Here is a 23,346-nt window from a genome sequence, read left to right on the forward strand (position 1 = left end):
AGAAGCACAACATTCTAAAGTATTTGCTGCTTTAGGATGTTGTGCTTTTTATTAATGGATGCTCTGAAACCGTCTTAAGGGTCAATCTGCTCTCCTTTATCGCTCCATTTTAAACGCTTCACTATACATTTCACGGAGCTCAGCTGCATTCTCTTCCCACTTAACCTGCTCTCCGTTAACGATCTGCCCAAAAGCATCAAGACAGCGATGCCATCCTGCTGCGGTCGGAACCGCCCATGAAGGATCCTCAAATGTATGAACAAAAGTCATTCGGCACCCGTTATTTTCTTCCTGCAATGAGATTCGTATTAAATCAGCACCGCCCTCATGAAAAGCAAAAAGGAAGGGCTCTTCAAACTCGGTAATACTTCCCTTATATGCTGTTCCTTCTCCATCATCAAAGGCTATTTCACCGCCAAGCCTAACATCCATCTCACCAGTTGCAAAAGGGTACCACTGTGTGAATGAATCAGGATCAGTTAGAACGGCAAAAACCTCTTCTGCTTTTTGAGAAAAAGAACGTTTAAACCTTAAAGAATAACGTCCGTTTGACTCATGAAATGTTCCATTTTCACTCATATGAATCCTCCTTCAATTTACAATAATAGCAGCTGTATTGATGCCTATATTGTATCAAATAACAAGAACAAGCCCAAAATGATCCTATAAGAAAGCCCCTTCAGGCTTATTATTTGAAGGGACTTAAATGACTATTTTAGTAGGTTTGAAGTATTAGCAGGCTTCCATCTAATTTTGTTGTACAGATGACTAATTTTTTTTGTTGAAATACTAACACTCTATAGTTTAATTGTATTGTTCGCAAACTTGTAAATTAAATAGTTATATCGACTTTTTTTCAATTGCCATACGCAAGTGTGAGATAACTCCAAGAAGCAATACTAACGAAATAACCATTCTTTCAAAAGGTGTTCCAAACAATTGCTGTATAAATCCAAAAGACCAAAGTGCAACAAAAAACCAACTTATAATGGTTATTCCTCTTTTGTATTTATATTGTTTAAATTTACCAACAAACAACGTAAAAAACATTCCAATAATCGAAACAACGGTATTTATAACAGATATAGGAAGCTGTTCAGCAAATGATTCAGACCTTCCACCATTAACCCATGTGAAGGGTATGCTTTTGCTAAAAATAAGAAAATGGATTAAGATCGTCAAAGAGTAAAAAATAATTCCCATAAATACAGCCGTTTTCATATTCATCTTTCTGAGTTTTTCTAAAATAAAATCACCTCATTTCTTCCTTTTTAGGTTTTGTTTATTCCTAATATTTCCATCATACAGCACCCTTGAATTTTTGTTATTAGACTTGAGGTACATTTTAAGCTAAGGCCTGAGATGTAAAAACTAATAAAAAGGGGCTTGTTAGTACAAGCTCCTGCACATAACTAATGTGATAGTAGAGTTCTTATTCAATAAAAATTCCCCGTTAGCTTTAAAAAAGGTCATTCACATTGAGGAATCACATAAGTTATTTGGAGAAAATGTTATAAAGTATAAATGCAATAATTGAACCAATTACAATAAGACCACCTATTGTAGGGCTGCCATAAACAGCCCTATTCCAACCGTCATTGGTCTCTATTTTGCTTTTTTCATCATTCTTATTTTCCTTATTCAATGAGAAACCTCCCTAATGTGCTAGCCTTTTACTTTTTATAAATATTCTGTTTCATTGTAAGAATTCCTTTTTCAGCAAGGTTGCCCCTTTTCCTAAAATAAAAAACGGGCATCCCTTTTTAAGGAAAGCCCTATTAGTGAGAATAATTATATTTTCATCATACAAATTTAGATGATTATTTCTGTACAGACAGCCATTTGCAAATTGACATAAATCATCCAACAAGTTTATTTATTTTGCCTCAAACTTCTAGTGGCTTACTCGCCTACCATACCGTCACCGTCTCGATCATCCATATATTTGTACAACCAATGATCACTCATTATTGGCATGCTGAAACCTGCTGCTTTTGCTTCTGCGATTGTCACCTGTCCATTCCCGTTTGTATCAATATTAGAAAGATCTCCTTCATTTGTGGAAGAACTTGCTGAATCGGACTCGGTGTCTTTATTTCCGGTTAGTCCAAGTGATTCGTTTACCTTGTCAGGGTTCACATTGTCAAATGAATCCATAACGACATTTCCTTTTACTGTATACGTATACTGATAACTCGAAGGAATCTGTGTTACTGTATCCGGGTAGGTGATAATCGCTTCGAAATTAGTGGCACCGCCTGCCTTGCGGATCGTATCTTCTAAATAGGCTTGGTCACCATGTCGGTTGAGCGTACTATCTTGTGGAGTAATATTATAAGCATTCGATACCCCTCCGAGAGAATCAGCAATGACATGTCCTTCATCTAAAACGTCACTTTCGACGCCAGGAACCTTTGCTTCATCCGAATAGTAGCGGCCAGTCGATAATATAGGTTCCTTACTGTCATCTTGTAGAATGATTTCGTCAGCAATAACACGCACTAATTGTCCGTATTCATTCGTAAATGCCCAATATTCACGGTCTCCGTAACCAATGTCAACGACGACATTCGATTTACGACTTCCAGACAAATCACCCCCATCAACTTCCATGAGTTCGTATCCTGCAAATCGTTCATCATTTGCTTGGATTACTGTTTCTTCTGCTGGTTCATCCTCCACCGTAGTGACAATTTCTTCTTTTTCACTATTTTTATTTGTCTCAACTGTTGTAACTTCTTGTGAATCTGTTTCTATATCTGTGGTGGCTGCATGATCCTGGTTCGTACAGCCAACCATGATGATGGCCGTTAAAAGTAATATAAAATAATTCTTTTTCATTTTTAGTATTCTCCTATGAGTTTCATGTTGTACATTCTAAAAATATTGGAATGATAGGGTAGAATATGTTTTTAACATTAACCCGTTGATAATAGTATATTCCAATATTAACTTTATTTCAGTAGTTATTTTGTTGGAAGTGATGCGGCGAATACACATAAATAAAGAACCCCCTCAATAATTGAAGGGGCTCGAAGTTTTTTATTATGTTTGTAATACCGAAAGATTAAGAATCTTTTCCGATTATTAATTAAAAAATCACTCAATCAAACTGCTTCATTTCCCCACTTCTTCTCATTCTGCACAAACAGAATACCAAGTTCATGGTGGTCACCTTCATAGAGTGCGCGCTGGACGAAGCGCACTTCGCCGTTGACGTCTAGAACTTCGAGTTTGCAGTGGGCACGGTTTTTTTGCAGTGCTTCGTAAAAGCCATTTTCATTTGAGACCTTTACGCCATTCACTTTTGTGATCATTTCGCCAACCTGCAGAGCCATTTTGCTTGCTGGAGTGTTGGGAATGATCGCTAAAATCATGAGCGCATGATTTTGCTTGGAGAAATAGAATGTGGCATTGTCTTCTTGAACCCTGTTGCGGAGCGCCAGAATTTCCCGGCCAAGGATCGCCCCTGTAATAGCCGCTACTGCCACAATTGGATACCAATAGGCCGCAATCGAAGTTAACAGCACAAGTGCACCAAGAACCGTAATTCTTCTGCCGACATTTTTTACAGCCAATTTTGGCAGTGAACTTTGGATATGCTGGTAAAAACCAACGGCAAATGGCACTAAAATCAGAGAATAGACATTATCTCCGATTGAAAAGACTGGCCACCATTCAAACGAAGTCTGCAGGGCATCTCCTGGAATCAGAAGGAATACCGGCACCATCCATACTCTCTTTACTTCATGGGCACCAACAATCTGGCCGCGCTTACTCTTCATCAGCCGCGGTGATGTGCCTTTGCTGCCGTTTCTCGCAATTAAAATCCCTTCTCCGATCAGCATCAAACCAGCCAAAACAGCCACCGCTGGGAAAATAATAGCATCTCCTTCAATAACAGATTGAAGCCAAGAAGGAATCGGCCATTTCTGCTGGACAGCAATCGTGGTCAGAAAGAACGCAAAGCCCAGTGTATAAACCGGCGATAACCATCTTACCTTCCCTGTTAATGAAAGCAGCACGGTTAAAGCAGCTGCGAACACAACCGTTTCAAGAGGTACAGCCAATCCTGCTCCTGTCATAATGATCGAAAAGATCAGGCCCAGCAGCAAACCAAGAGGCAATAACTGCCTCAGTTCAAAATAGGCATTCTCAGCACGCACTGAAAAATCTCTTCTTTCTTTTTTGACACGAGAAACCCCAAGCCATGCGGCATAAAAGAACATCAAATAAAATACCGGATTCAATAGCAGCTTGGCCGCTCCTTTTCCTATTTCAACCAGCCATAATTCAGCCATTGTTCCACCAACCTCTATATTCAAAATTAATTGCTTATTCATTACATTTTTCAATGTTTTATCTTTTTCTATATGTATTATATTCTACCAAATTGCTGCAGCAAAACCTATTGATAATTCTATGGATCTGAAATTAAAGAAAACTTGCCAACTGACAAGTCTTGAAAGGGACGGCTTTCCTAACTTAAGCCATTACGACGAGTCTTCTTCCTCGCTGCTCATTTATATTCTTGGATACTATAAAATATGAAAGGCCTCGCCATTCCCATGTCGGAAAGTAGCGAGGCCTGTCGCGTTTTTATTGTTACTGCGCTAAATATTTCAGTCCAGCCTGAAGCTGCAGATCGTTATTTTCGTTTTTAATCTCTTCTAAAACAGCCTGCTGTAAGGCTTGTGCCGTTTTCCCATCGATCTCTCCACTCGTTTCAAGATCATGCATACGCTGAAATGCCCTTACAGCAACCTCTGTTTCGGTGCTGAAATAGCCGTCCGCTCTGCCTGGTTCGAACCCTAATGCTGTTAAAATTTCCTGAGCGAACTGAACCTCTTCGGCATTCATATCCATTTTTAAGGTTTCTTCCAGCTGTAACGGATGGGTCCGATATAAATCAGGCTGAGTTACCTCGAGTGTCGGTTCAATCCCTTTTTTATGAATCCAATTGCCATCTGGTGTCAGCCACTTGAAAAGGGTAAGCTTGATGTTGCTTCCGTCGCCCATTGCCATCGGCTGCTGAACGGTTCCCTTGCCAAATGTTTTTTCTCCAATGAGCGTGTATCCGCCTGCTTCCTTTAATGCGCCAGCCAAAATCTCAGAGGCAGAAGCACTGCCTTTATCAATTAACACAGCGATCGGATAATCTTTTTTCTCTTCTCTTTCTGAAAAGTAGGTGGAGCGTTCACCATTGCGCTGTTCAATTTGAACGAATGGTTTTTCCTTTGTGACAAGCTCGCCCAGTATTTCTTCAACTGATGTGAGAAAGCCGCCTGGATTTCCGCGCACATCAATCAAAAGGCCTTCCACGTCCTCTTTTTCCAGCTTTTTCAACTGATCGGAAAACTCACTTGCTGTATCCTCTGAAAAAGAGGTAATCTCCATATAACCAATCTTTTTTCCATTAACTTTTTTCACTTCTGAGTAAACGGTGATCTGCGGGATCTCGTCTCTTTTCACTTCAATCTGCAAAGGTTTGTTCAAACCTGTACGGGCAATTTCAAGCTTCACCTTGGTCCCTTTTTCGCCGCGAATCTTTAAGGTCGCTTCATTCAGATCTAAGCCTTCAACACTGTCGCCATCTACTTTTAAAATCTCATCATCTGGCTTTAACCCTGCTTTTTCTGCAGGCGAGTCTTTAAAAGGAGAAACGATAACGATCTTTCCGTCTACCTTGCTGACTTCTGCTCCAATTCCTTCAAATGAGGATTCTAACGCTTCATTGAACTGCCGTGCACTTTCCTCGTCCATATAGACAGAATAAGGATCATCTAAGGTAGCGAGCATTCCCTGAATCGCTCCCTCTGCGAGCTCTTCACTTTCAACCTCTTCTACATAGCTATTTAAAATTAACTGATAAGCTGATTCCATTTTTTCAATATCAAACGTTACCGCACTATTTTCATTTGCTCCGGAATGAGTCTTGGCCTTTTCAGCATCGATTTCTTCTCCAGCGTAATAAGAAATCCCTATATATGTTCCTCCTGCTCCAGCAAGCATAGAACTGGCTACAATAGCTGCGATCCATCTTTTTCTCATGTAATCGTCCTCTCTTTTGTCCAATAGCTGTCACTCAGGCATAGTAATTCTGCAGCATTTTCTACAAACCAATATATGAACAAGAAGGACGAGTTATGATTATTAAAGGTGAGAGGGGGTAAATGAATAGTAGAAATACAAAGCGGTTTTAAGACTTTAGCAGTTCTCAAAAAAATAAAAACGGAAGAAGCATCGCCTCTTCCGTTAAAACGTATATTTTTACAATGGAACAATTCCAACCGGATTAATAGCGTTTGATTTTGACGCATTCCACTCGCCGCGGTGGAGTTCAAAATGCAAATGCTGGCCATAAGACTGTCCTGTGTTCCCCATGTATCCAAGCTGCTGTCCTTTGGAAACAACAGCACCTGAGCCAACTGATCTGCTGCTTAAATGAGCGTAAACTGTTGTATAAACAACACCATCAATCGAATGGGCAACGAAAATTGCATTTCCATAGCTGGAAGAATAATAGGAACGAATAACCACACCATCAGCTGCCGCTACAACCGGAACACTGCCTTTTGCAGCAAGGTCAATACCGTAGTGGAACGTACCCCAGCGCGGACCGAATCCAGAAGACAAACGGCCAGCAGATGGACGTGTGAACGCACCGCCTGATACTGGTGGTGCAGATACTTGCTGTCCTCCGCCTGAAGATGATGATGAAGATCCGCTATTATTCTTCTTAGCAGCTGCTGCTGCAGCGGCTGCCTGAGCTGCTTTTCTTGCCGCTTCCGCCTGACGTTGCTTTTCAAGCTTAATTGCTTTTTGAACAGCTGCCGTTTGAGCAGCTAAAATTTCTTTCTGCTCTTCAAGATCAGTGATTTCAGCATGCTTTTGTTCCTCTTTCTTTTCTAGAGAAGCCATTAGCTTGTCCTTTTCACCTTTTTGGCTGTTCAATTCCTTTTGAAGCTGCTTAAGATCTGCAAGCATTTTTTCAAGTGAAGCAAGTTCCTCTTCTACAGCATTTTGCTTTCCTTCTAAAAGCTCTTTATCTGCCTGATGCTCTTCTAAAATACTTTGATCAGCTTCCATAATGGTTGCAACCGCACCAACACGATCAATGAAGTCACTAAAGCTTTGCGCTCCCATGAGAACATCAATATAGCTGACAGCACCGCCCGTTTCCTGGAATGAACGAGCACGATCCTTCAGAAGTTCATTACGTTTTTCAATCCGCTCTTTCAAAACTTTAATTTCTTCCTGAAGCTTTACAATCTCTTCTTTTGTCTTCGTAATCTGTTCATTTTTTTCAGTGATTTTTGTTTGAGCATCACTGATGGCAAGATCTAATCGTTTAATCTCTGCCTGAACATCCTTTTGTTCCTTTTGCAGCTGTTCAATTTCAGAGCCTGCTTTATTTATGTCAGTTTCTACACCTGAACGTTCCTGCTGTAGCTTTTCCTGTTCTTTTTGCAGATTATTGATTTTGCTTTCCGCAAAAGCTTGATTGGCTGGAGTGCCTATCGCCAAACCGCCCGCACCTAACATAGCAGCCATTGATAGAACTAGTAAACGTTTTTTCTTCACTTTTCTTTTCTCCCCTCGTACAAATACTGATGATATCGGTCCCGCGCCAAGTTAGATTCAATTTGTCTTTGTCTAGATTCAAATACTTTTAGAAAAGCCCAGAAAATATTTCATAGAAATTTTGTGTTCTATGTAAAGAAAACGGCCTAATGGTCAGAAAGTATATAAAAGGGAAGAGTGCGATTTTATACAACCGCATCTCTTCGTTTCTATTAAACTTTTAAGAATTTACGGACAGACATTAAGCTTCCCCAAATACCAATTAAAGCACCCATTAAGATTAGAAGGGTTGAAACTTGGAATACAAATGGGTTAAATTCTAAGAGCTGGATAAAGTGACCGTCCAGCCTTGGTGCAATATAGTCATACGCATAGGAATAGGATGTTGCGATCAACGCGATCGGAAGGATCGATCCCAGTATTCCAAGCCATAAGCCTTCAAGGAAGAACGGCCAGCGAATAAATGCGTTTGTTGCACCGACAAGCTTCATAATTTCGATTTCCCGTCGTCTTGACACGATCGTAATTTTAATTGTGTTTGAGATTAAAAACATTGCTGTGAATAAGAGCCCAATAATCAGCACTAAGCCGACATTTCGGCTCACATTAATGAACGAGAATAGTTTTTCCACTTCGCCTTGTCCATATTTTACTTTTGATGCATATGGCAGTTCTTGAAGTTCTTCAGCAACTGTCATCGTATCTGTCGGATTTTTCGTCTTTACGACAAAAATATCATTCAATGGATTGTCTTGTTCAAACAGTTTAAAAGCTTCCCCGTCTTCTCCAAGACTATTGATCATGTTATCTAGCTCTTCTTCTTTTGGAATAAAAGCAATAGAGCCCACTTCTGATATTTGTTCAATTTGTTCCCTTAAAATCTGCTGATCTTCTTCTGTAGCTGCAACATCAATATGAACACGAATTTCTACATCTTCTTCAATTGAAGTTGCTACATTATTAAGGTTCATCATAATGACGAAAAATACGCCTACTAAAATTAAAGTGACTGTTACCGCACTAGCTGAAGCAAAGGTCATCCACCCATTGCGGGCAAGACTTTTAAAACTTTCACGGAAGTGACGGCGCAATGTTCTAGACTTCATAGCCGTAATCACCTCTTTGCTCATCGCGGACAATTTTTCCGCCCTCAATTGCGATGACACGATGTTTAATCGTATTTACAATATCTTTGTTATGAGTTGCCATGACCACTGTCGTTCCCCTCGTGTTGATCTCCTCAAAAATGTTCATGATTTCCCAAGATGTATCAGGGTCAAGGTTTCCAGTCGGCTCATCTGCGATTACTAGCTTTGGTGCGTTCACAATTGATCGGGCAATTGACACACGCTGCTGTTCTCCCCCTGAAAGCTCAGTTGGCAGCATTCTAACTTTATGTTTTAAATTCACAAGATCCAGCGTGTCCATTACACGTTTCTTAATGTTTTTCGGCTGTTCTTCAATTACTTCCAATGCAAACGCAACATTTTCATAAACGGTTAATGTAGGAAGCAGTTTGAAATCCTGGAAAACAACTCCTATATCTCTGCGCAAATTCGGAACCTTACTATTTTTCAGCTCACCAAGGTTCACGCCATTCATAAAAATTTTCCCGCTTGTTGGCTTTTCTTCTCTATACATCATTTTTATAAAAGTTGATTTCCCAGCTCCGCTCGGTCCAACTACATAAACAAATTCGCCTTGCTTTATATGAACATCTATTCCATTGGCTGCTGTTACACCATTAGGATACCTCTTATATACGTCTTGCATTTCAATCATCTATATCACCTAAAATATGTCTTAGTTTTATTATTCTTGCAGATAATTCACCAAAATACGACATCTATCGACATAATGAGAGAAAAAAGAACACATTCCTTGTTCTATTTCTCACAGACTTCATTATAACATCATACTTTGTCAAAATAACGGAAAAAATTATTACATTTTCTTTTCATTTATATCCTTTATTCCTACTATTTTCCTAAATTGATTATAAAAGATTCAATAAATCGACGGGATTCTCCTTCTTTCTTCCTCTATTTTTTCCTAATTTTTTGATGAACGGTGTAAATAATTGGGATATCTATAAGGGAGAAGGGTAAAGAGATATGGGAATTTTGTAGAGTGGAAGAGCATATTATGGGGATATTTGATATGTAATGCATCAGAAAATTTAATTTTGTCTGTTAAGACTGATTAAAACACTCGTTAAAATGACCGAATCGGTCAGTGAAATGATTGATACTAGTACTAGATTGATCGATCATCTTGGGGAAATGGTTGAAACTCGTTAGCTGTATCTACATAAAATTAAGAAGAATCCAATAAAAAAACGCCCTGCTGGACGTTTTTCTTCTATTATTACTTTTTAGCAGCAAGCCATTCTGCAACTGTGGAAGCATCTTCACCAGTCAGCTGGCCTTTAGGCATCGCGCCTTGACCGTTAATAATAATGTTTTCAATTTCTTCTTGCGATAGTTTAGACCCGACTGTCTGCAAACCAGGTCCCGCTCCGCCTGAAAGATCCTGCGCATGGCATTGAGAACATTTTTGATTGTATAGCTTTTCTGCATTGCCGGCATCTGCTGTTGTGGTTTCTCCACCAGATGTGCCGGTACCGCCTGTATCCTCAGAAGCGTCGTCACCGCCGCCGCAAGCAGCAAGTACAAGAGCCGATCCTAATAATAATGCCAATAGCTTCTTTTTCACCTTAAACTCCCCCTCAGGAAATGAATCCATAATACAGTTATATTATACCAATCCTAGTCCCTTTTGAAACCCTCGCCAAGCACCTCTGCAGCATCCGTTACAATGATAAATGCAGATGGATCAATCGTTTTCACTAGTTGTTTCAATTTTGTGAACTCCGTCTGATCAACGACACATAAGAGCACAGGACGCTCATGATCAGTATAACCACCGTATGCAGATAGTTTTGTCACACCACGGTCAATTTTATTCAGAATCCCTTCACGAACCTCGTCTTGTTTTTCTGTAATAATAAGAGCCATTTTCGATCTGCCGAAGCCAACCTGCACCAGATCAATTGTTTTACTTGTAACATAGAGACCGATGAGTGCATATAACCCCTGTTCAATATTAAAGACAATGGCAGCTGATAAAACAATCAGTCCGTCAATTAGGGCAACACAGGTACCTAATGATAGACCCGTATACTTATTAATAATTTGTGCGGCAAGATCCGTTCCGCCAGTAGATGCTTTTCCTCTAAAAACAATGCCTAAACCAAGCCCCACGCCAATTCCGCCAAATAAAGAAGCGAGCAATGGATCACTTGTCCAAGCACCCCAATCATTCGTTAAAAAAACAACAAACGGCAAGAAGATCGTCCCCGCAAGTGTTTTCGCCCCAAACTGCCTGCCGAGCAAAATGACTCCTGCAATAAACAGCGGAATATTAAAAGCCCACTGCACATAAGCAGGTTCCCAGCCGACAACAGCATCGAGAATCGTACTGATCCCGCTAACTCCGCCAGATGCAACCCGGTTTGGCAGTAAAAAAACATTAAATGAAATCGCCACAATAGCAGATCCCAATAATACAAATGCATATTCCATCACCCAGGCTAAGGGTGATTTTTTTCCGGTCAAAGCTGCTCTATTTTTTCTTCCCATATTCGTCTCCCTCTAACCTCTTTTAAGTGCTTCTTTTGATATGACTTCCAATACAGGAAACCTGCACCAGGCCTCATTTTAGCATGCACCTTCCTACTTTGTGAATGCCAGCGGACTACTGTGGTAAAGAGGTGAATGAACTCAGTATGATCGGAACTTGTGTCTTTTTATAGCTTTTGTTTTCTTTGGGAAAATATGAGCGGGGGTTGCGTTGAAAGATTCTTTTTGGGGGATTTATAAGTAGAGGGTTTCTGCTGATTAGTAGGTATAATCCAGGGAGAATGTATCGACTTTGAGAAAAATAAAGGGAGAAATTCCGCTTATTCCGAGAAATCGCCTCATTTCCTGTTAAATAAGGGGAGGATTTCCGACTATTTGAACAAAATCATTAAATTTCAGTACTAATATAGCTGTTAACCGGAATTTCTCCGCTTATTTTGGCTGTTTTAGCCCTTTTTTACATATTAAGCGGAATTTCTCCGCTTATGGATAGGTATTGGCCGGGAGAACGTATCGACTTCAGAAAATAAAGGGAGAAATTCCGCTTATTCCGAGAAATCGCCTCATTTCCTGCAAAATAAGGGGAGGATTTCCGACTATTTGAACAAAATCATTAAATTTCAGTACAAATTTAGCTGTTAACCGGAATTTCTCCGCTTATGGATAGGTATTGGCCGGGAGAACGTATCGACTTCAGAAAATAAAGGGAGAAATTCCGCTTATTCCGAGAAATCACCTCATTTCCTGTTAAATAAGGGGAGGATTTCCGACTATTTGAACAAAATCATTAAATTTCAGTACAAATTTAGCTGTTAACCGGAATTTCTCCGCTTATTTTGGCTGTTTTAGCCCTTTTTTACATATTAAGCGGAATTTCTCCGCTTATGGATAGGTATTGGCCGGGAGAACGTATCGACTTCAGAAAATAAAGGGAGAAATTCCGCTTATTCCGAGAAATCACCTCATTTCCTGTTAAATAAGGGGAGGATTTCCGACTATTTGAACAAAATCATTAAATTTCAGTACAAATTTAGCTGTTAACCGGAATTTCTCCGCTTATTTTGGCTGTTTTAGCCCTTTTTTACACTTTAACCGGAATTTCTCCGCCTATTCTGAGTACTCAACTCATCCCCTGAAAGCTCTCACTCCCTCACCAAGTCTACTCTCCAACAAAAACCACATTTACCGCCTTCAATTTTCATAACTCATCAAAAAAGACCTCTGCTGTTCCATAAGCAAAGGTCTTTTCATATTTCTTAGCTCAAGCGCGAACGCAGGTAAGCATTGATAAAGCTGTCGAGGTCTCCGTCCATAACACCTTGGACATTTCCTGATTCTGTGCTCGTACGGTGGTCCTTCACCATGGAATATGGGTGGAAGACGTATGAGCGGATTTGGCTGCCCCAGCCGATTTCTTTTTGCTCGCCGCGGATTTCGGCAAGCTCTTGCTCTTGCTCCTCAATTTTACGCTGATATAGCTTAGCTTGGAGCATTTTCATCGCACGTTCACGGTTTTTGATTTGCGAGCGTTCCGTTTGGCATGTAACAACCACGCCAGTTGGCGTATGCGTAATCCGAACGGCTGAGTCTGTTGTATTGATATGCTGACCGCCGGCGCCGCTCGCACGATACGTATCAACTTTTAAATCCTCTGTGCGGATATCGATTTCGATTTCATCATTAAATTCCGGCATAATTTCGCATGATACGAAAGATGTATGGCGGCGTCCGGATGAATCGAACGGTGAAATACGGACAAGACGGTGTACGCCTTTTTCTGCTTTTAAATAGCCGTATGCGTTGTGACCTTTAATCGCAAGCGTTACACTCTTGATACCTGCTTCATCTCCAGGCAGGTAGTCGAGCGTTTCCACCTTGAAGCCTTTTTTCTCTGCCCAGCGTGTATACATACGAAGAAGCATGGAACCCCAGTCTTGTGATTCGGTTCCGCCAGCCCCTGGGTGAAGTTCAAGGATTGCATTGTTTTTATCATATTCTTCGCTTAAAAGCAGCTGTAATTCAAAGTCGCTTAAGCGCTTCATTAAATCCTTCATTTCGCTTTCAAGTTCTGCCTGCAGCTCTTCATCGCTTTCTTCGCGAACAAGCTCATATGTTAATTCAAGATTTTCATATGTTTCATTTAAATCATGGAATTCATTGACTGCATCTTTTAATGCGTTGGATTCACTGATGACTGTTTGCGCCTGCTGCTGGTCATCCCAGAAATTAGGCTGAAGCATAACATCATCCAGTTCTGCAATACGTGCCTCTTTGTTTTCTAAGTCAAAGAGACCCCCTAAAGTCCGCTAAAATCTTAGCTGTTTTTTCAAGTTCATTCCGAATATCTGCTAATTCCATTTACGTCACCTCATTATTTTTTTCCATCATACATTATATCCTACCAGAAACAAAATGGTACACGGTGATTTCAAAACGATAAGCCGGCAAAGATTATGCCGGCTTCTGAATTCTTTATTTTCCTGCACCGCAGCAGTTTTTATATTTTTTGCCGCTTCCACAGATACATGGGTCATTACGCCCCACATCCATCTGCTTCACAACTGGTTTTTTCTTCAGCTTTTCGCCGCCATCCTCTTTCGGATTGACTGCTTGGCCTTTCGCTACTTCCTGACGCTCCAGGTTATTGCGGATTTCAGCTTTCATGACTAATCTTGAAACTTCATCCTCAATCGATGTAATCATATGTTCAAACATCGCAAAGCCTTCTTGCTGATACTCACGAAGCGGATCGATTTGTCCATATGCACGAAGGTGAATTCCCTGGCGTAGCTGGTCCATCGCATCGATATGATCCATCCATTTTGTATCAACTGTTCTGAGCACGATAACCTTTTCGAACTCGCGCATTTGATCGGCAAGATGAACTTCTTTTTCGTCATATTTCACTTTTACTTTATCTAAAAGAAGCTTTACAATTTCTTCGCTGTCCTTGCCCTGCAGCTCAGCAATTGTTAAATCTCCTTCATTTAAAAGATTTCCATTCACATAGTCAATTAAACCTTGCAGATTCCACTTTTCCTCTTCCTCATGAGCAGGAGTAAAAGCTTCAACATTGCGCTGAATGGACGTCGACATCATTCTCTCAATGATTTCTCTTAAGCTCTCAGCCTCAAGCACTTCGTTTCTTTGCGTATAGAGGATTTCACGCTGCTGGCGAAGCACATCATCATAAGAAAGAAGCTGTTTACGAGCATCAAAGTTATTACCTTCAACTCGTTTCTGCGCTGATTCTACTGCTCTTGACACCATTTTACTCTGAATCGGCTGTGTATCGTCCATGCCAAGACGAGCCATCATTGACTTCATATTGTCAGAACCAAAGCGGCGCATTAACTCATCTTCCATTGATAAATAGAATTGTGTGACCCCCGGATCTCCCTGACGTCCTGAACGTCCGCGGAGCTGGTTGTCAATCCGTCGGCTTTCGTGGCGCTCTGTTCCAAGTACGGCAAGTCCGCCAAGTTCTTTTACGCCTTCACCAAGCTTGATGTCGGTACCACGGCCCGCCATGTTCGTCGCAATTGTGACCGCGCCTTGCTTTCCGGCATCAGCGATGATTTCTGCTTCTCTTCCATGGTTTTTCGCATTCAGGACATTATGCGGAATGCCTTTTTTCGATAAGTATCTAGAAATAATTTCAGACGTTTCAATCGCAACCGTACCAACAAGCACAGGCTGTCCATTTTTATGGCGTTCGGCAATATCTTCGCCAACCGCACGATACTTGCCTTCCATTGATGCATAAATTAAATCAGCACGGTCATCACGGGCGATCGGACGGTTTGTTGGAATAACGACTACGTTCATATTATAAATATTGCGGAATTCTTCTTCCTCTGTTTTCGCCGTACCAGTCATACCGGCAAGCTTTTCGTACATACGGAAGTAGTTTTGGAAAGTGATGGTCGCAAGTGTCATGCTCTCATTCTGAATTTCCAATCCTTCCTTCGCTTCAATTGCCTGGTGAAGCCCGTCACTGTAGCGGCGCCCTTTCATTAGACGGCCAGTGAATTGGTCAACAATGACAATTTCGCCTTCCTGCACAACATAATCCACATCAACATGCATGCTGGAATGAGCTTTTAACGCCTGTGTAATATGATGGTTCAGTGAAACATGAGAGATATCGAATAAGTTATCGATTCCAAACGCTTTTTCCGCCTTTGTCATCCCTTCTTCTGTCAGCTGAACACCTTTTGTTTTTTCGTCATACGTGTAGTCTTCCTCTGCCTTCAATCTGCTGACAAACGCATTTGCCTGGATATACAGCTGAGTAGACTTTTGCGCAGAACCAGAAATAATAAGCGGTGTACGCGCTTCGTCAATTAAAATGGAGTCGACTTCATCAATAACAGCATAAAAAAGCGGACGCTGAACCTTCTGCTCTCTATAAAGCACCATGTTGTCACGCAAGTAATCGAAGCCAAGCTCATTGTTTGTGCTATAAGTAATATCTGCTAAATAAGCTGCCTGTTTTTCTTCTTTTGTAATGCCATTTAAGTTTAATCCGACTGAGAGCCCCAGGAATTCATAAAGCTGTCCCATTTCAGTCGCATCACGGCTTGCCAAATATTCATTGACTGTCACCACGTGCACACCTTTGCCGGCAAGCGCATTTAAATAAACAGGCAATGTAGAAGTAAGTGTTTTACCTTCCCCTGTTTTCATCTCAGAAATATTGCCATCATGAAGGGACGCGCCCCCCATAAGCTGTACCTTATATGGATATAGGCCCAGCACGCGTTTTGCTGCCTCACGGACAACAGCAAAAGCTTCTGTTAATAAATCATCTAGGGTTTCCCCTTTTTGATAGCGGCCTTTAAATTCTTCAGTTTTTGCCTTTAATTCCTCATCAGAAAGCTTTTCCATACTTGCTGCCAGCGCATCCACCTGATCAGCCGTTTTTTCAAGTCGCTTTAATTCACGTTTGTTTTGGTCAAACACTTTATTTAAAATTCCAAGCATTAAAAACGCTCCTTTAATAGAAAAGTAAGGTCGAAATAAACCTCCGCAGCTTGTCTGCGTGAAGTGAGCGAATACAATTATCCTTCTCTTATGTCAATCATTTTAAGAATGCGAGGATGAAGCGTATAAGCTGAGTCAATCTGCCTGTAAAAGGCAATATGATCCATGGCAGATAAAATAATAGCTCCGCCAATGAACATTTCACTATAAATACGAATTCTTTCCCTATTAATATTACCACTTACACTAGGGAGTGACAACTTATGTAAGAAGGCTGAAGAAATGTTCACGGTTACATCTTTGGACATTGTATGAATAAATAGTCTCTTTTGCAGCTGAATGCGTTTTAAACCATGTGGAGGTGATATAGATAGGGTAAATGAGGATTCAAAAAAAATCATTCTAAAGGAATTCAGGTGAATACATGCTTAAAAATGTTAAACGAAAAGAGTATGATGGCGGAATTGATATAGAAATCGACCAGGGAAGATTTAAAATTCAGTTTGCTCAATACACCTATATCATTCAATGGATTGCGGATACCGTAATAGGCTGTTTTTTTATCACCGGAAGTATCTTAAACTTGCTAAATGTACCTTCTGTTTACCCTAACTCAGCATACCTCATCGGCAGTCTGGCAATGATCGTCCGCCCCATCATTCGGGTGTTTCGTCATATTAACATAAGGAAACTTACACAAGAAGATGAGGAGAAAAATGATACAAGTCTTGAAGAACCCGATCAAAGCAGCGATGGACAAGTATATAAGGGTTAAAGAAACTCTCCACCTGCCTTAAGCTGCTAAAAAGAAGAAGCCATAGATAAGGCCAATGGCAATGACATACGCTGGATGCACCTTCAGTACTTCTAATAAAAGAAAGGCTGCACCGCCAATCAAAACAGTTTGCCCAAGACCCGCACCCTCCCACGAGGAATAGAAAAACTCAAGCGTCATTACACATAAAAGAACGGCAATAACAGGTCTAATATAGATGGTCAGTCGCCGCACTTTCGGAGACTCCTTATGTTTCATCAATAAATTCAGGAGGGTCAGCATGAGGATCAGCGATGGTGCAACTGTGGCGAAAATCGTGATCAAGGCGCCTAAAATCCCAGCCTGCTCATATCCGATATAACCGGCCATCTTTGTGGCGATTGGCCCAGGAAGTGTATTGCCAAGGGCCAGCATCTCACTGAACTCACTAACTGTCAGCCACTGATAACGGTCGACCACTTCCTTTTCAATCAATGGAATGGAGGCTGGTCCCCCGCCATAGCCTAAAATCCCAGGAATGAAAAAAGCGAGAAACAGCTGTATATAAATACTCATCTTCCTTCACCTTCCTTTTTTAAAAATGCGGCCGCGATGAGCACTCCAATCAGAATGGCCGGATGTATATGCAACAGCTGCATGCAAACGATCCCTAATGCTAGCAGCAGAATGGTTCCCCTCCATCCTAATGCCGATTTTCCCGCACTCTTTATAAAATCCCATGTCAAACTTCCGAGCATAACAGCAACGATCGGAACCACGGCCTGCGACATTCCAGCGACCATTGGGTTGTTTTTGTAGGCGTTTAACACGGTAAGCACAACAATCATGAGAATAATCGTTGGTACAGTTGTAGCTGCAACAGCATTCAGCATCCCGATCCAGCCGCCCATGCGATAGCCGATATACCCAGCCATTTTCGTAGCAATCGGTCCGGGCAGAGCATTTCCGAGCGCTAACACATCTGCAAACTCATCACGGTCCATCCACTTATAGCGTTCAACTGCCTCCACGTGCACAAGAGGAATCGAAGACGGCCCGCCGCCATACCCTAATAGCCCCACTTTTAAAAACGCCAAAAATAACTGCAGCTGTATTTTCATATGTCACCACTTCCACCGTCTTTTACCTTTAAATTGTTCTGGAAACCCTTTTTCATACCGCTAAATATTTGACAATTTCGCGTAAATCTAATAAAATAAAAGTATAAATTTAATAGTTGTTCTCCTAAAGGGGAGTAGCTTTTACAGCAGAGTCGTCATTTCAGAGCACATGCTCTCGGTTCTGTTGGCAATTTCTAAAATTGTTAGCCAGACCTTTACCAGATGGTAGAGGTCTTTATTTATGACCTTTGCCGTCTATGGCAAAGGTCTTTTACTTGTTGCAAGCTGGCATTGTTCTTTACACAAAATTGACAACAAAATTTGCTAATGGATAGTGGACAACATCAAACTAGAACTTTACAATGAGGTGGAGAAACGATGAAAAAGAAAATTAGATTTTCACTTGAGGAACTAACAAAGAAAAACAAAGAAGAACTGTTAAAAAATCAAGTAGAGCTTGATAAAATTGAAAAGAAAATTGATGAACGCTACAGCAATTCAAAATAATATTTCAGGAGAGAGAGTACACTTTGATGCTACAAAAATACATGTGCATGCTTGGTATCGGATCGGCCAAAATTGACTTAGTTTTACCCAAATATGAATTCACAGTTGGAGAAAACATCGAAGGACAATTTAACATCGCCGGCGGCTTTATCTCGCAGCCGCTCAAACGAATTGAATGCGACCTGATTATGCATTGTGAAAAACGAGAAATAGATGAAGTCATTGGCAGCTCAACCATTCTGACTTCAAAAATTATTAAACCTAAACAAACCCAATCGATTACCTTCAGCTACCAGCTGCCGGAAGAATTGCCCGAAACATCTGTTAACCCGCAATTCAAATTTCGGACAAGACTCATCTTCCATGAAGGCGTAAAAAGTGCTGATACCGATAATATCGTCATTAAAAACGACTGATCAGAGGTTTACAAATCGCCAGTCCGGATAAATTAAAAAGAACTATTTCTTAAATACAACTAAAGGGGGATACTTATGAGGTGGATGAAACGAGTAAAATTCATCTTTAAATTTTGGAAGTTTATCCCTTTCTTAAAAGAGTACTTTCTATCACGGGAAGTTTCCACGGCAAAGAAAGTACTGCCCGTCGCTGGAGTAGTTGCCTATATCCTTCTGCCCTTCGATATCATTCCCGATTTCCTGACGATCTTCGGCGTAACCGACGACATCGTCTTAACCACCTTTCTCCTGCAGCAAATGGTTAAAATGGCACCAGAAAGGCTGAAAGAAAAGTATAAAGTGTTGAATGATTAATAGTTTGGGAGAGCCTGCGGAATGCAGGCTCTCTTTTATTTGGGGTGGGGTGGATTTTTGAGTGAGGGGGGTGGGTGCTTTTGTGGGGTGAGATTTAGATTTTGGGGAGTGGTTAGAGTGGTAATACACTTTTATAATCCAGCGTGGTAAGGTGAAAAACATACCTCTATACTCTAGTATATGGGAAACAATAAGGTGGTAAAGCGAGAAACACACCTCTTTAATCCAGCTTTTGGTAAATGGAGTCGCGATAATGCGAGAAACACACCTCTGTAATCCAGCTTTTGGTAAATAGAGTCCCGATAAAGTGCGAAACACACCTCTATAATCCAGCTTTTGGTAATAAGAGTCGCGATAAAGTGCGAAACACACCTCCATAATCCAGATTTTGTTAATAAGAGTCGCGATAAAGCGAGAAACACACCTCTATAATCCAGATTTTGGTAATAAGAGTCCCGATAAAGCGAGAAACACACCTCTATAATCCAGCTTTTGGTAATAAGAGTCGCGATAAAGTGCGAAACACACCTCTATAATCCAGATTTTGGTAATAATAGTCGCGATAAAGTGTGAAATACACAACTATACACTAGTATCAAAAAACAATAGTTATCTGTAGCCATTTACCGACCTTACCATTGACTATTCAATCATTCCACAAAATGATTTGCTCAATTTCCCGGTCAATCCCTTGGTTTATTCAATCACTTCAAAAATTTTACGACTCTCGCTTTCCTATGCCAGAATCCACACCCTAACGAAGTCAATTTCCCATCCCGAATTTTCCAACCATTCTGCATACTAAATCCCCTCCCCCTAACTTCCAAAATCTATCTCCACCCCCAGCAAAAAATGTTACTCGAAGTCAGGCATTCTATTAAACAACCCAGTCATTCTGCCGATATCATCTAAGTAAAACGTCTACGTCTCATTACACATCAGGAGGATGAACTTGAAAAAAATTACTATTGCAATCATGATAATAGCAATATTCCTTGCCGGCTGTTCAGGACAGTCAACAACAGAGCAAGCTGAAAAAGAATATAAGATTGGAATCATGCTTTCCGATTCTGGTCTGGGGGATGAATCTTTTAATGACTCCGCTTTTCAAGGGCTGGAACAAGCGCGTGATGAACTTGGTGTTCTTTTTGACTATAAAGAAGCTCCAGATGGAAATTACGAAGAAAAGATTACAGAACTTGTGGAAGAAAAATACGATCTGATCATCGGGCTTGGTTTTTCCGTAAAGGATGCATTGGAGAGTGTTGCAAAACAATATCCAGAGCAGCAATTTTTACTGATTGACGAACAGTCTGAGCTTGAAAATATCGTTTCCTTAACATTTAAAGAGCAAGAAGGCAGCTTTTTAGTAGGAATGGTAGCGGCAATGGCCAGCAAAACAGGAAAAATCGGTTTTGTCGGCGGAGTCGATACCCCGCTCATTCACCATTTTGAAATGGGCTATATCGACGGTGCAAAGCATTATAATCCAGAGATTGAGATTGTTACCGAATATGTAGGTTCATTTGATGATGCCGAGGCAGGCTCTGCCATCGCTGCCGATTTTATTAAAAATGATGTTGATTTCCTTTACCATGCGGCTGGCTTCTCAGGCTTTGGCATGATAAAAAAAGCGGAGGAAGCAGGAGTTTTTGCAGCCGGTGTTGACTCTGATCAATTTTTCATCGCTGAGAAAGCAGTTGTGACTTCTATGCTGAAAAATGTGAATACAGCAGTTTTCCAGATTGCTCAGACATTGCAGGAAGAAGGCAGCATCTCTGAGAAAAGCTACTTATTTGGCTTATCAGAAGAGGGCGTGGGATTGGCACCAATCCGCAACATCACTTTAACGGCGGAACAACAGGCTGCCATTGAGAAGGCGCAGGAAGAGATCGTCTCAGGTAAAATCACCGTCACTTCCGAAAAGGAGAACAGCCAATGACATTACGAAACCGCCTATTAATCAATATATTAATTCCGATTATCCTTTCGATCGCTATGATCGGTTTTATCATATACCAAACAGTCGATATCCAGACGGCAGCTGAAGACGATACTGCCCTGCTTCTCTCTGTAAAAGAGCTGGAGCAAAGCTTAGTGGTCACAAGCCAGTCATTAAACAACTACACATTTTTAAGCAGCGAGGGGAATAAAAATGAATCCCTCTCTATGCTGGAGGAAACCGGTGCAAACTTAGCCGAACTATCATCAATGGCAAATGTAAAGAGCCATCAGGAGATTATCGCAAAAATCGAAACAAAATTTATTGCATTAGATGAAGCGGCAGATGCCGGCTTTGCTGCCAATAATGGCGCCGAAATTAAAAAGCAGTCGATCCGAATTTCAGGTATTTTGAACGATATGTACCTTCTAAAAAAGGAAACAAATGAGTGGTACAAACAAATGACTGCTGAAACAACACAGAAGGTTTCCATGATTGCAACAACTGCATTGATTGGAGCAGTACTTTTAATTATCCTTACATCGATTTACTCGTGGGTAGCAGCGCGTAATATCACCAGACCGATTCATCGCCTTGTAAAATCAGCGAAAATGGTTGCTGCGGGAGACTTAACGATCGATGCTTCAAGCCTTACTTATAAAGAGAACAGCCGCAATGAACTGCACCAGCTGACAGAAGCTTTTTCTAGTATGGTCAGCAGCTTAAAAGGAACCGTGCAATCCATTGACTCCGTTGGAAAAAATGTCGGCAGCTTTACCGAAGATGTGACAAGCTATATGCAAAGCTTAAACGAAGGCAGCAAACAAGTTGCGGTCTCTACTGATGAACTCGCAAAAGGAAGTGCAACCATTTCCGAGGATATTCAAGCAACCGCATCACTTATGAGCTCCATGACCGACCAATTCGAAATGGTCAAACAGACGAGTGAACAGTCTGCTGAAAGCAGCAAAGAGGCATTAACAGCGGTTCAAGCCGGACGCAGCTCACTTCAGAAACAAGTTGAAATCGCAGATAAAATCTCTGCCTCTTCCAGAGAAATCAAAGAATCAGTTAGTGAGTTTTCAAGATTTACAACTGAGATAGATGGTGCAGCCAAAACGGTTAATGCCATTGCTGAACAAACGAACCTGCTCGCATTGAACGCAGCGATTGAAGCAGCTCGTGCCGGTGAGGCAGGAAAAGGCTTTGCTGTTGTTGCAGATGAAGTTCGAAAACTAGCAGATGAAACGGCGAAAGCCACAAGCCTTATCACTTCCATGGTCAGCAATATCCAAAATGGAATTACCGTCATATACGATGCAACCGAACATGGACACGGACTTTCTACACAGCAATCCCAATCCATGTCTGAAACAGAACAATCTTTTGAAGAAATTTCTGCTCACGTGTCGGGCATCAACACCCAGCTGCAGCGCTTAAACGAAGATATGGAACAAACCAATGCCATGAGCCAGCAGGTTAACTCAGCCATTGAAAACATATCCGCCGTCACAGAAGAAACAGCCGCAGGAACCGAAGAAATCTCAGCATCTACTGAAGAACAGCTTCACGCCTTCCAGCAAGTAAGCGAAAAAGTCGCTGAACTGCAGGAAATGACAAACGTATTGACGTCAGAATTAGAGAAATTTACGATTTAATGAGGAAAGAGTCCGGCGGGTGCCGGGCTCTTTTTTATGGGTTGTTCTATTAGATTGGGGATTTTTCCGGTAAGCTAATTTCCGATTTGGTTTTTGGGTTTCCCATCATTATAGAGGATTTTTTAGTAAACTGGTTGGACGCTTATCAGGGTGAGGGAGTTTTTTATCAAACTAGGCAGTTTTCCTATCAGATTATGGATTTTTCTTATTAGACTTGGTTGGTTTTTAACCTGAAATAGGATTTTACTCATTAATTCTGTTTAGTTTCCTATCCAATCTATGATTTCCCCGGTCCAACTTCTCCTTTCCTATCAAATTTTTGCTTTTTCCTATCAAAATATCTCGGTTTCCTATCAAAATTTTTCTCTTTCCTATCAAACTTT

At 41.0% G+C, this 23,346-nt stretch carries 22 protein-coding genes; 6 read left to right on the forward strand and 16 right to left on the reverse strand.

The annotated features are described in order from the left end of the window. Positions 1-96: 96 nt before the first annotated feature. From J1899_RS19770 to J1899_RS19835, 14 genes are all read right to left on the reverse strand, one after another. Positions 97-579, reverse strand: a complete 483-nt coding sequence (locus J1899_RS19770) for an SRPBCC family protein (RefSeq protein WP_214476156.1) — start codon at positions 577-579, stop codon at positions 97-99. A 261-nt stretch (positions 580-840) separates the two neighbouring features. Continuing rightward, positions 841-1,221, reverse strand: coding sequence for a hypothetical protein (locus J1899_RS19775; RefSeq protein WP_214476158.1), 381 nt, complete (start codon positions 1,219-1,221; stop codon positions 841-843). A 274-nt stretch (positions 1,222-1,495) separates the two neighbouring features. Beyond that, complete coding sequence (locus J1899_RS19780) at positions 1,496-1,645, reverse strand: hypothetical protein (protein WP_214476160.1); 150 nt, start codon at positions 1,643-1,645, stop codon at positions 1,496-1,498. A 257-nt stretch (positions 1,646-1,902) separates the two neighbouring features. Beyond that, positions 1,903-2,841: a DNA/RNA non-specific endonuclease gene (locus tag J1899_RS19785; protein ID WP_214476162.1), complete on the reverse strand. Its 939-nt coding sequence runs from the start codon at positions 2,839-2,841 to the stop codon at positions 1,903-1,905. Between the two features lie 266 nt (positions 2,842-3,107). Further along, positions 3,108-4,301: a PDZ domain-containing protein gene (locus tag J1899_RS19790; RefSeq protein WP_214476164.1), complete on the reverse strand. Its 1,194-nt coding sequence runs from the start codon at positions 4,299-4,301 to the stop codon at positions 3,108-3,110. Positions 4,302-4,605: 304 nt separating this feature from the next. Beyond that, entirely contained in the window at positions 4,606-6,051 is a 1,446-nt protein-coding gene (locus tag J1899_RS19795) for a S41 family peptidase (protein WP_214476166.1), read from the reverse strand. 219 nt (positions 6,052-6,270) lie between these two features. Next, complete coding sequence (locus tag J1899_RS19800; protein ID WP_214478927.1) at positions 6,271-7,554, reverse strand: murein hydrolase activator EnvC family protein; 1,284 nt, start codon at positions 7,552-7,554, stop codon at positions 6,271-6,273. Between the two features lie 242 nt (positions 7,555-7,796). Next, on the reverse strand, positions 7,797-8,690 hold the full coding sequence (gene ftsX / locus J1899_RS19805) for a permease-like cell division protein FtsX (protein WP_214476168.1): 894 nt from the start codon (positions 8,688-8,690) through the stop codon (positions 7,797-7,799). After that, positions 8,680-9,366, reverse strand: coding sequence for a cell division ATP-binding protein FtsE (ftsE, locus tag J1899_RS19810; protein WP_066442578.1), 687 nt, complete (start codon positions 9,364-9,366; stop codon positions 8,680-8,682). The genes ftsX and ftsE overlap by 11 nt, the downstream gene beginning before the upstream one ends. 585 nt (positions 9,367-9,951) lie before the next feature. Further along, the gene (gene cccB / locus J1899_RS19815) at positions 9,952-10,299 is read right to left on the reverse strand and encodes a cytochrome c551 (RefSeq protein WP_214476170.1); all 348 of its coding nucleotides are present in this window, start codon (positions 10,297-10,299) and stop codon (positions 9,952-9,954) included. A gap of 53 nt (positions 10,300-10,352) precedes the next feature. Further along, positions 10,353-11,225 (reverse strand): YitT family protein, encoded by an 873-nt coding sequence (locus J1899_RS19820; RefSeq protein ID WP_214476172.1) that lies wholly within the window; start codon positions 11,223-11,225, stop codon positions 10,353-10,355. Positions 11,226-12,481: 1,256 nt separating this feature from the next. Continuing rightward, a protein-coding gene (prfB, locus tag J1899_RS19825; protein WP_214476174.1) for a peptide chain release factor 2 occupies positions 12,482-13,583 on the reverse strand; the annotation gives its coding sequence in 2 pieces (ribosomal slippage) (positions 12,482-13,510 and positions 13,512-13,583; 1,101 coding nt in all). Between the two features lie 114 nt (positions 13,584-13,697). Beyond that, on the reverse strand, positions 13,698-16,211 hold the full coding sequence (gene secA, locus J1899_RS19830; protein WP_214476176.1) for a preprotein translocase subunit SecA: 2,514 nt from the start codon (positions 16,209-16,211) through the stop codon (positions 13,698-13,700). Positions 16,212-16,288: 77 nt separating this feature from the next. Further along, entirely contained in the window at positions 16,289-16,612 is a 324-nt protein-coding gene (locus J1899_RS19835; RefSeq protein WP_214476178.1) for a hypothetical protein, read from the reverse strand. Positions 16,613-16,635: 23 nt separating this feature from the next. Here J1899_RS19835 and J1899_RS19840 point away from each other — a divergent pair, with 23 nt between their 5' ends. Next, positions 16,636-16,986: a YrhK family protein gene (locus J1899_RS19840; RefSeq protein ID WP_214476180.1), complete on the forward strand. Its 351-nt coding sequence runs from the start codon at positions 16,636-16,638 to the stop codon at positions 16,984-16,986. A gap of 18 nt (positions 16,987-17,004) precedes the next feature. On the opposite strand, the gene J1899_RS19845 is transcribed toward J1899_RS19840, so the two are convergent. Together J1899_RS19845 and J1899_RS19850 are read right to left on the reverse strand one after the other, a co-directional pair. Next, positions 17,005-17,541: a chromate transporter gene (locus J1899_RS19845; protein ID WP_214476182.1), complete on the reverse strand. Its 537-nt coding sequence runs from the start codon at positions 17,539-17,541 to the stop codon at positions 17,005-17,007. Then, positions 17,538-18,086, reverse strand: a complete 549-nt coding sequence (locus J1899_RS19850; protein ID WP_214476183.1) for a chromate transporter — start codon at positions 18,084-18,086, stop codon at positions 17,538-17,540. The genes J1899_RS19845 and J1899_RS19850 overlap by 4 nt, the downstream gene beginning before the upstream one ends. Before the next feature lie 378 nt (positions 18,087-18,464). On the opposite strand from J1899_RS19850, the gene J1899_RS19855 reads away from it, so the two are divergent. The 5 genes from J1899_RS19855 (at position 18,465) to J1899_RS19875 (ending at position 22,963) form a co-directional block, all read left to right on the forward strand. Continuing rightward, complete coding sequence (locus J1899_RS19855; RefSeq protein ID WP_156495685.1) at positions 18,465-18,593, forward strand: FbpB family small basic protein; 129 nt, start codon at positions 18,465-18,467, stop codon at positions 18,591-18,593. A gap of 26 nt (positions 18,594-18,619) precedes the next feature. Next, the gene (locus J1899_RS19860) at positions 18,620-19,009 is read left to right on the forward strand and encodes a sporulation protein (protein ID WP_246586727.1); all 390 of its coding nucleotides are present in this window, start codon (positions 18,620-18,622) and stop codon (positions 19,007-19,009) included. Between the two features lie 75 nt (positions 19,010-19,084). After that, positions 19,085-19,363 (forward strand): YkvA family protein, encoded by a 279-nt coding sequence (locus J1899_RS19865; protein WP_214476187.1) that lies wholly within the window; start codon positions 19,085-19,087, stop codon positions 19,361-19,363. 946 nt (positions 19,364-20,309) lie between these two features. Beyond that, entirely contained in the window at positions 20,310-21,305 is a 996-nt protein-coding gene (locus J1899_RS19870) for a BMP family lipoprotein (protein WP_425514985.1), read from the forward strand. Further along, on the forward strand, positions 21,302-22,963 hold the full coding sequence (locus J1899_RS19875; RefSeq protein WP_214476191.1) for a methyl-accepting chemotaxis protein: 1,662 nt from the start codon (positions 21,302-21,304) through the stop codon (positions 22,961-22,963). The genes J1899_RS19870 and J1899_RS19875 overlap by 4 nt, the downstream gene beginning before the upstream one ends. Positions 22,964-23,346: the final 383 nt, after the last annotated feature.

The sequence above is a fragment of the Cytobacillus gottheilii genome, assembly GCF_018582665.1.
GTDB lineage: Bacteria > Bacillota > Bacilli > Bacillales > Cytobacillaceae > Cytobacillus > Cytobacillus gottheilii.

Excerpts from the sequence above, each read along its gene's own strand:
- J1899_RS19855 (WP_156495685.1), top strand. The coding sequence starts at position 18,465 with ATGAAAAAGAAAATTAGATTTTCACTTGAGGAACTAACAAAGAAAAAC.
- J1899_RS19770 (WP_214476156.1), bottom strand. The coding sequence starts at position 579 with ATGAGTGAAAATGGAACATTTCATGAGTCAAACGGACGTTATTCTTTA.
- J1899_RS19875 (WP_214476191.1), top strand. The coding sequence starts at position 21,302 with ATGACATTACGAAACCGCCTATTAATCAATATATTAATTCCGATTATC.
- J1899_RS19845 (WP_214476182.1), bottom strand. The coding sequence starts at position 17,541 with ATGAGTATTTATATACAGCTGTTTCTCGCTTTTTTCATTCCTGGGATT.
- J1899_RS19865 (WP_214476187.1), top strand. The coding sequence starts at position 19,085 with ATGAGGTGGATGAAACGAGTAAAATTCATCTTTAAATTTTGGAAGTTT.
- J1899_RS19860 (WP_246586727.1), top strand. The coding sequence starts at position 18,620 with ATGCTACAAAAATACATGTGCATGCTTGGTATCGGATCGGCCAAAATT.
- J1899_RS19800 (WP_214478927.1), bottom strand. The coding sequence starts at position 7,554 with ATGGCTGCTATGTTAGGTGCGGGCGGTTTGGCGATAGGCACTCCAGCC.
- J1899_RS19870 (WP_425514985.1), top strand. The coding sequence starts at position 20,310 with ATGAACTTGAAAAAAATTACTATTGCAATCATGATAATAGCAATATTC.
- ftsX (WP_214476168.1), bottom strand. The coding sequence starts at position 8,690 with ATGAAGTCTAGAACATTGCGCCGTCACTTCCGTGAAAGTTTTAAAAGT.
- J1899_RS19775 (WP_214476158.1), bottom strand. The coding sequence starts at position 1,221 with ATGAAAACGGCTGTATTTATGGGAATTATTTTTTACTCTTTGACGATC.
- J1899_RS19850 (WP_214476183.1), bottom strand. The coding sequence starts at position 18,086 with ATGAAAATACAGCTGCAGTTATTTTTGGCGTTTTTAAAAGTGGGGCTA.
- J1899_RS19785 (WP_214476162.1), bottom strand. The coding sequence starts at position 2,841 with ATGAAAAAGAATTATTTTATATTACTTTTAACGGCCATCATCATGGTT.
- J1899_RS19790 (WP_214476164.1), bottom strand. The coding sequence starts at position 4,301 with ATGGCTGAATTATGGCTGGTTGAAATAGGAAAAGGAGCGGCCAAGCTG.
- J1899_RS19795 (WP_214476166.1), bottom strand. The coding sequence starts at position 6,051 with ATGAGAAAAAGATGGATCGCAGCTATTGTAGCCAGTTCTATGCTTGCT.
- J1899_RS19820 (WP_214476172.1), bottom strand. The coding sequence starts at position 11,225 with ATGGGAAGAAAAAATAGAGCAGCTTTGACCGGAAAAAAATCACCCTTA.
- J1899_RS19840 (WP_214476180.1), top strand. The coding sequence starts at position 16,636 with ATGCTTAAAAATGTTAAACGAAAAGAGTATGATGGCGGAATTGATATA.
- ftsE (WP_066442578.1), bottom strand. The coding sequence starts at position 9,366 with ATGATTGAAATGCAAGACGTATATAAGAGGTATCCTAATGGTGTAACA.
- secA (WP_214476176.1), bottom strand. The coding sequence starts at position 16,211 with ATGCTTGGAATTTTAAATAAAGTGTTTGACCAAAACAAACGTGAATTA.
- J1899_RS19835 (WP_214476178.1), bottom strand. The coding sequence starts at position 16,612 with ATGATTTTTTTTGAATCCTCATTTACCCTATCTATATCACCTCCACAT.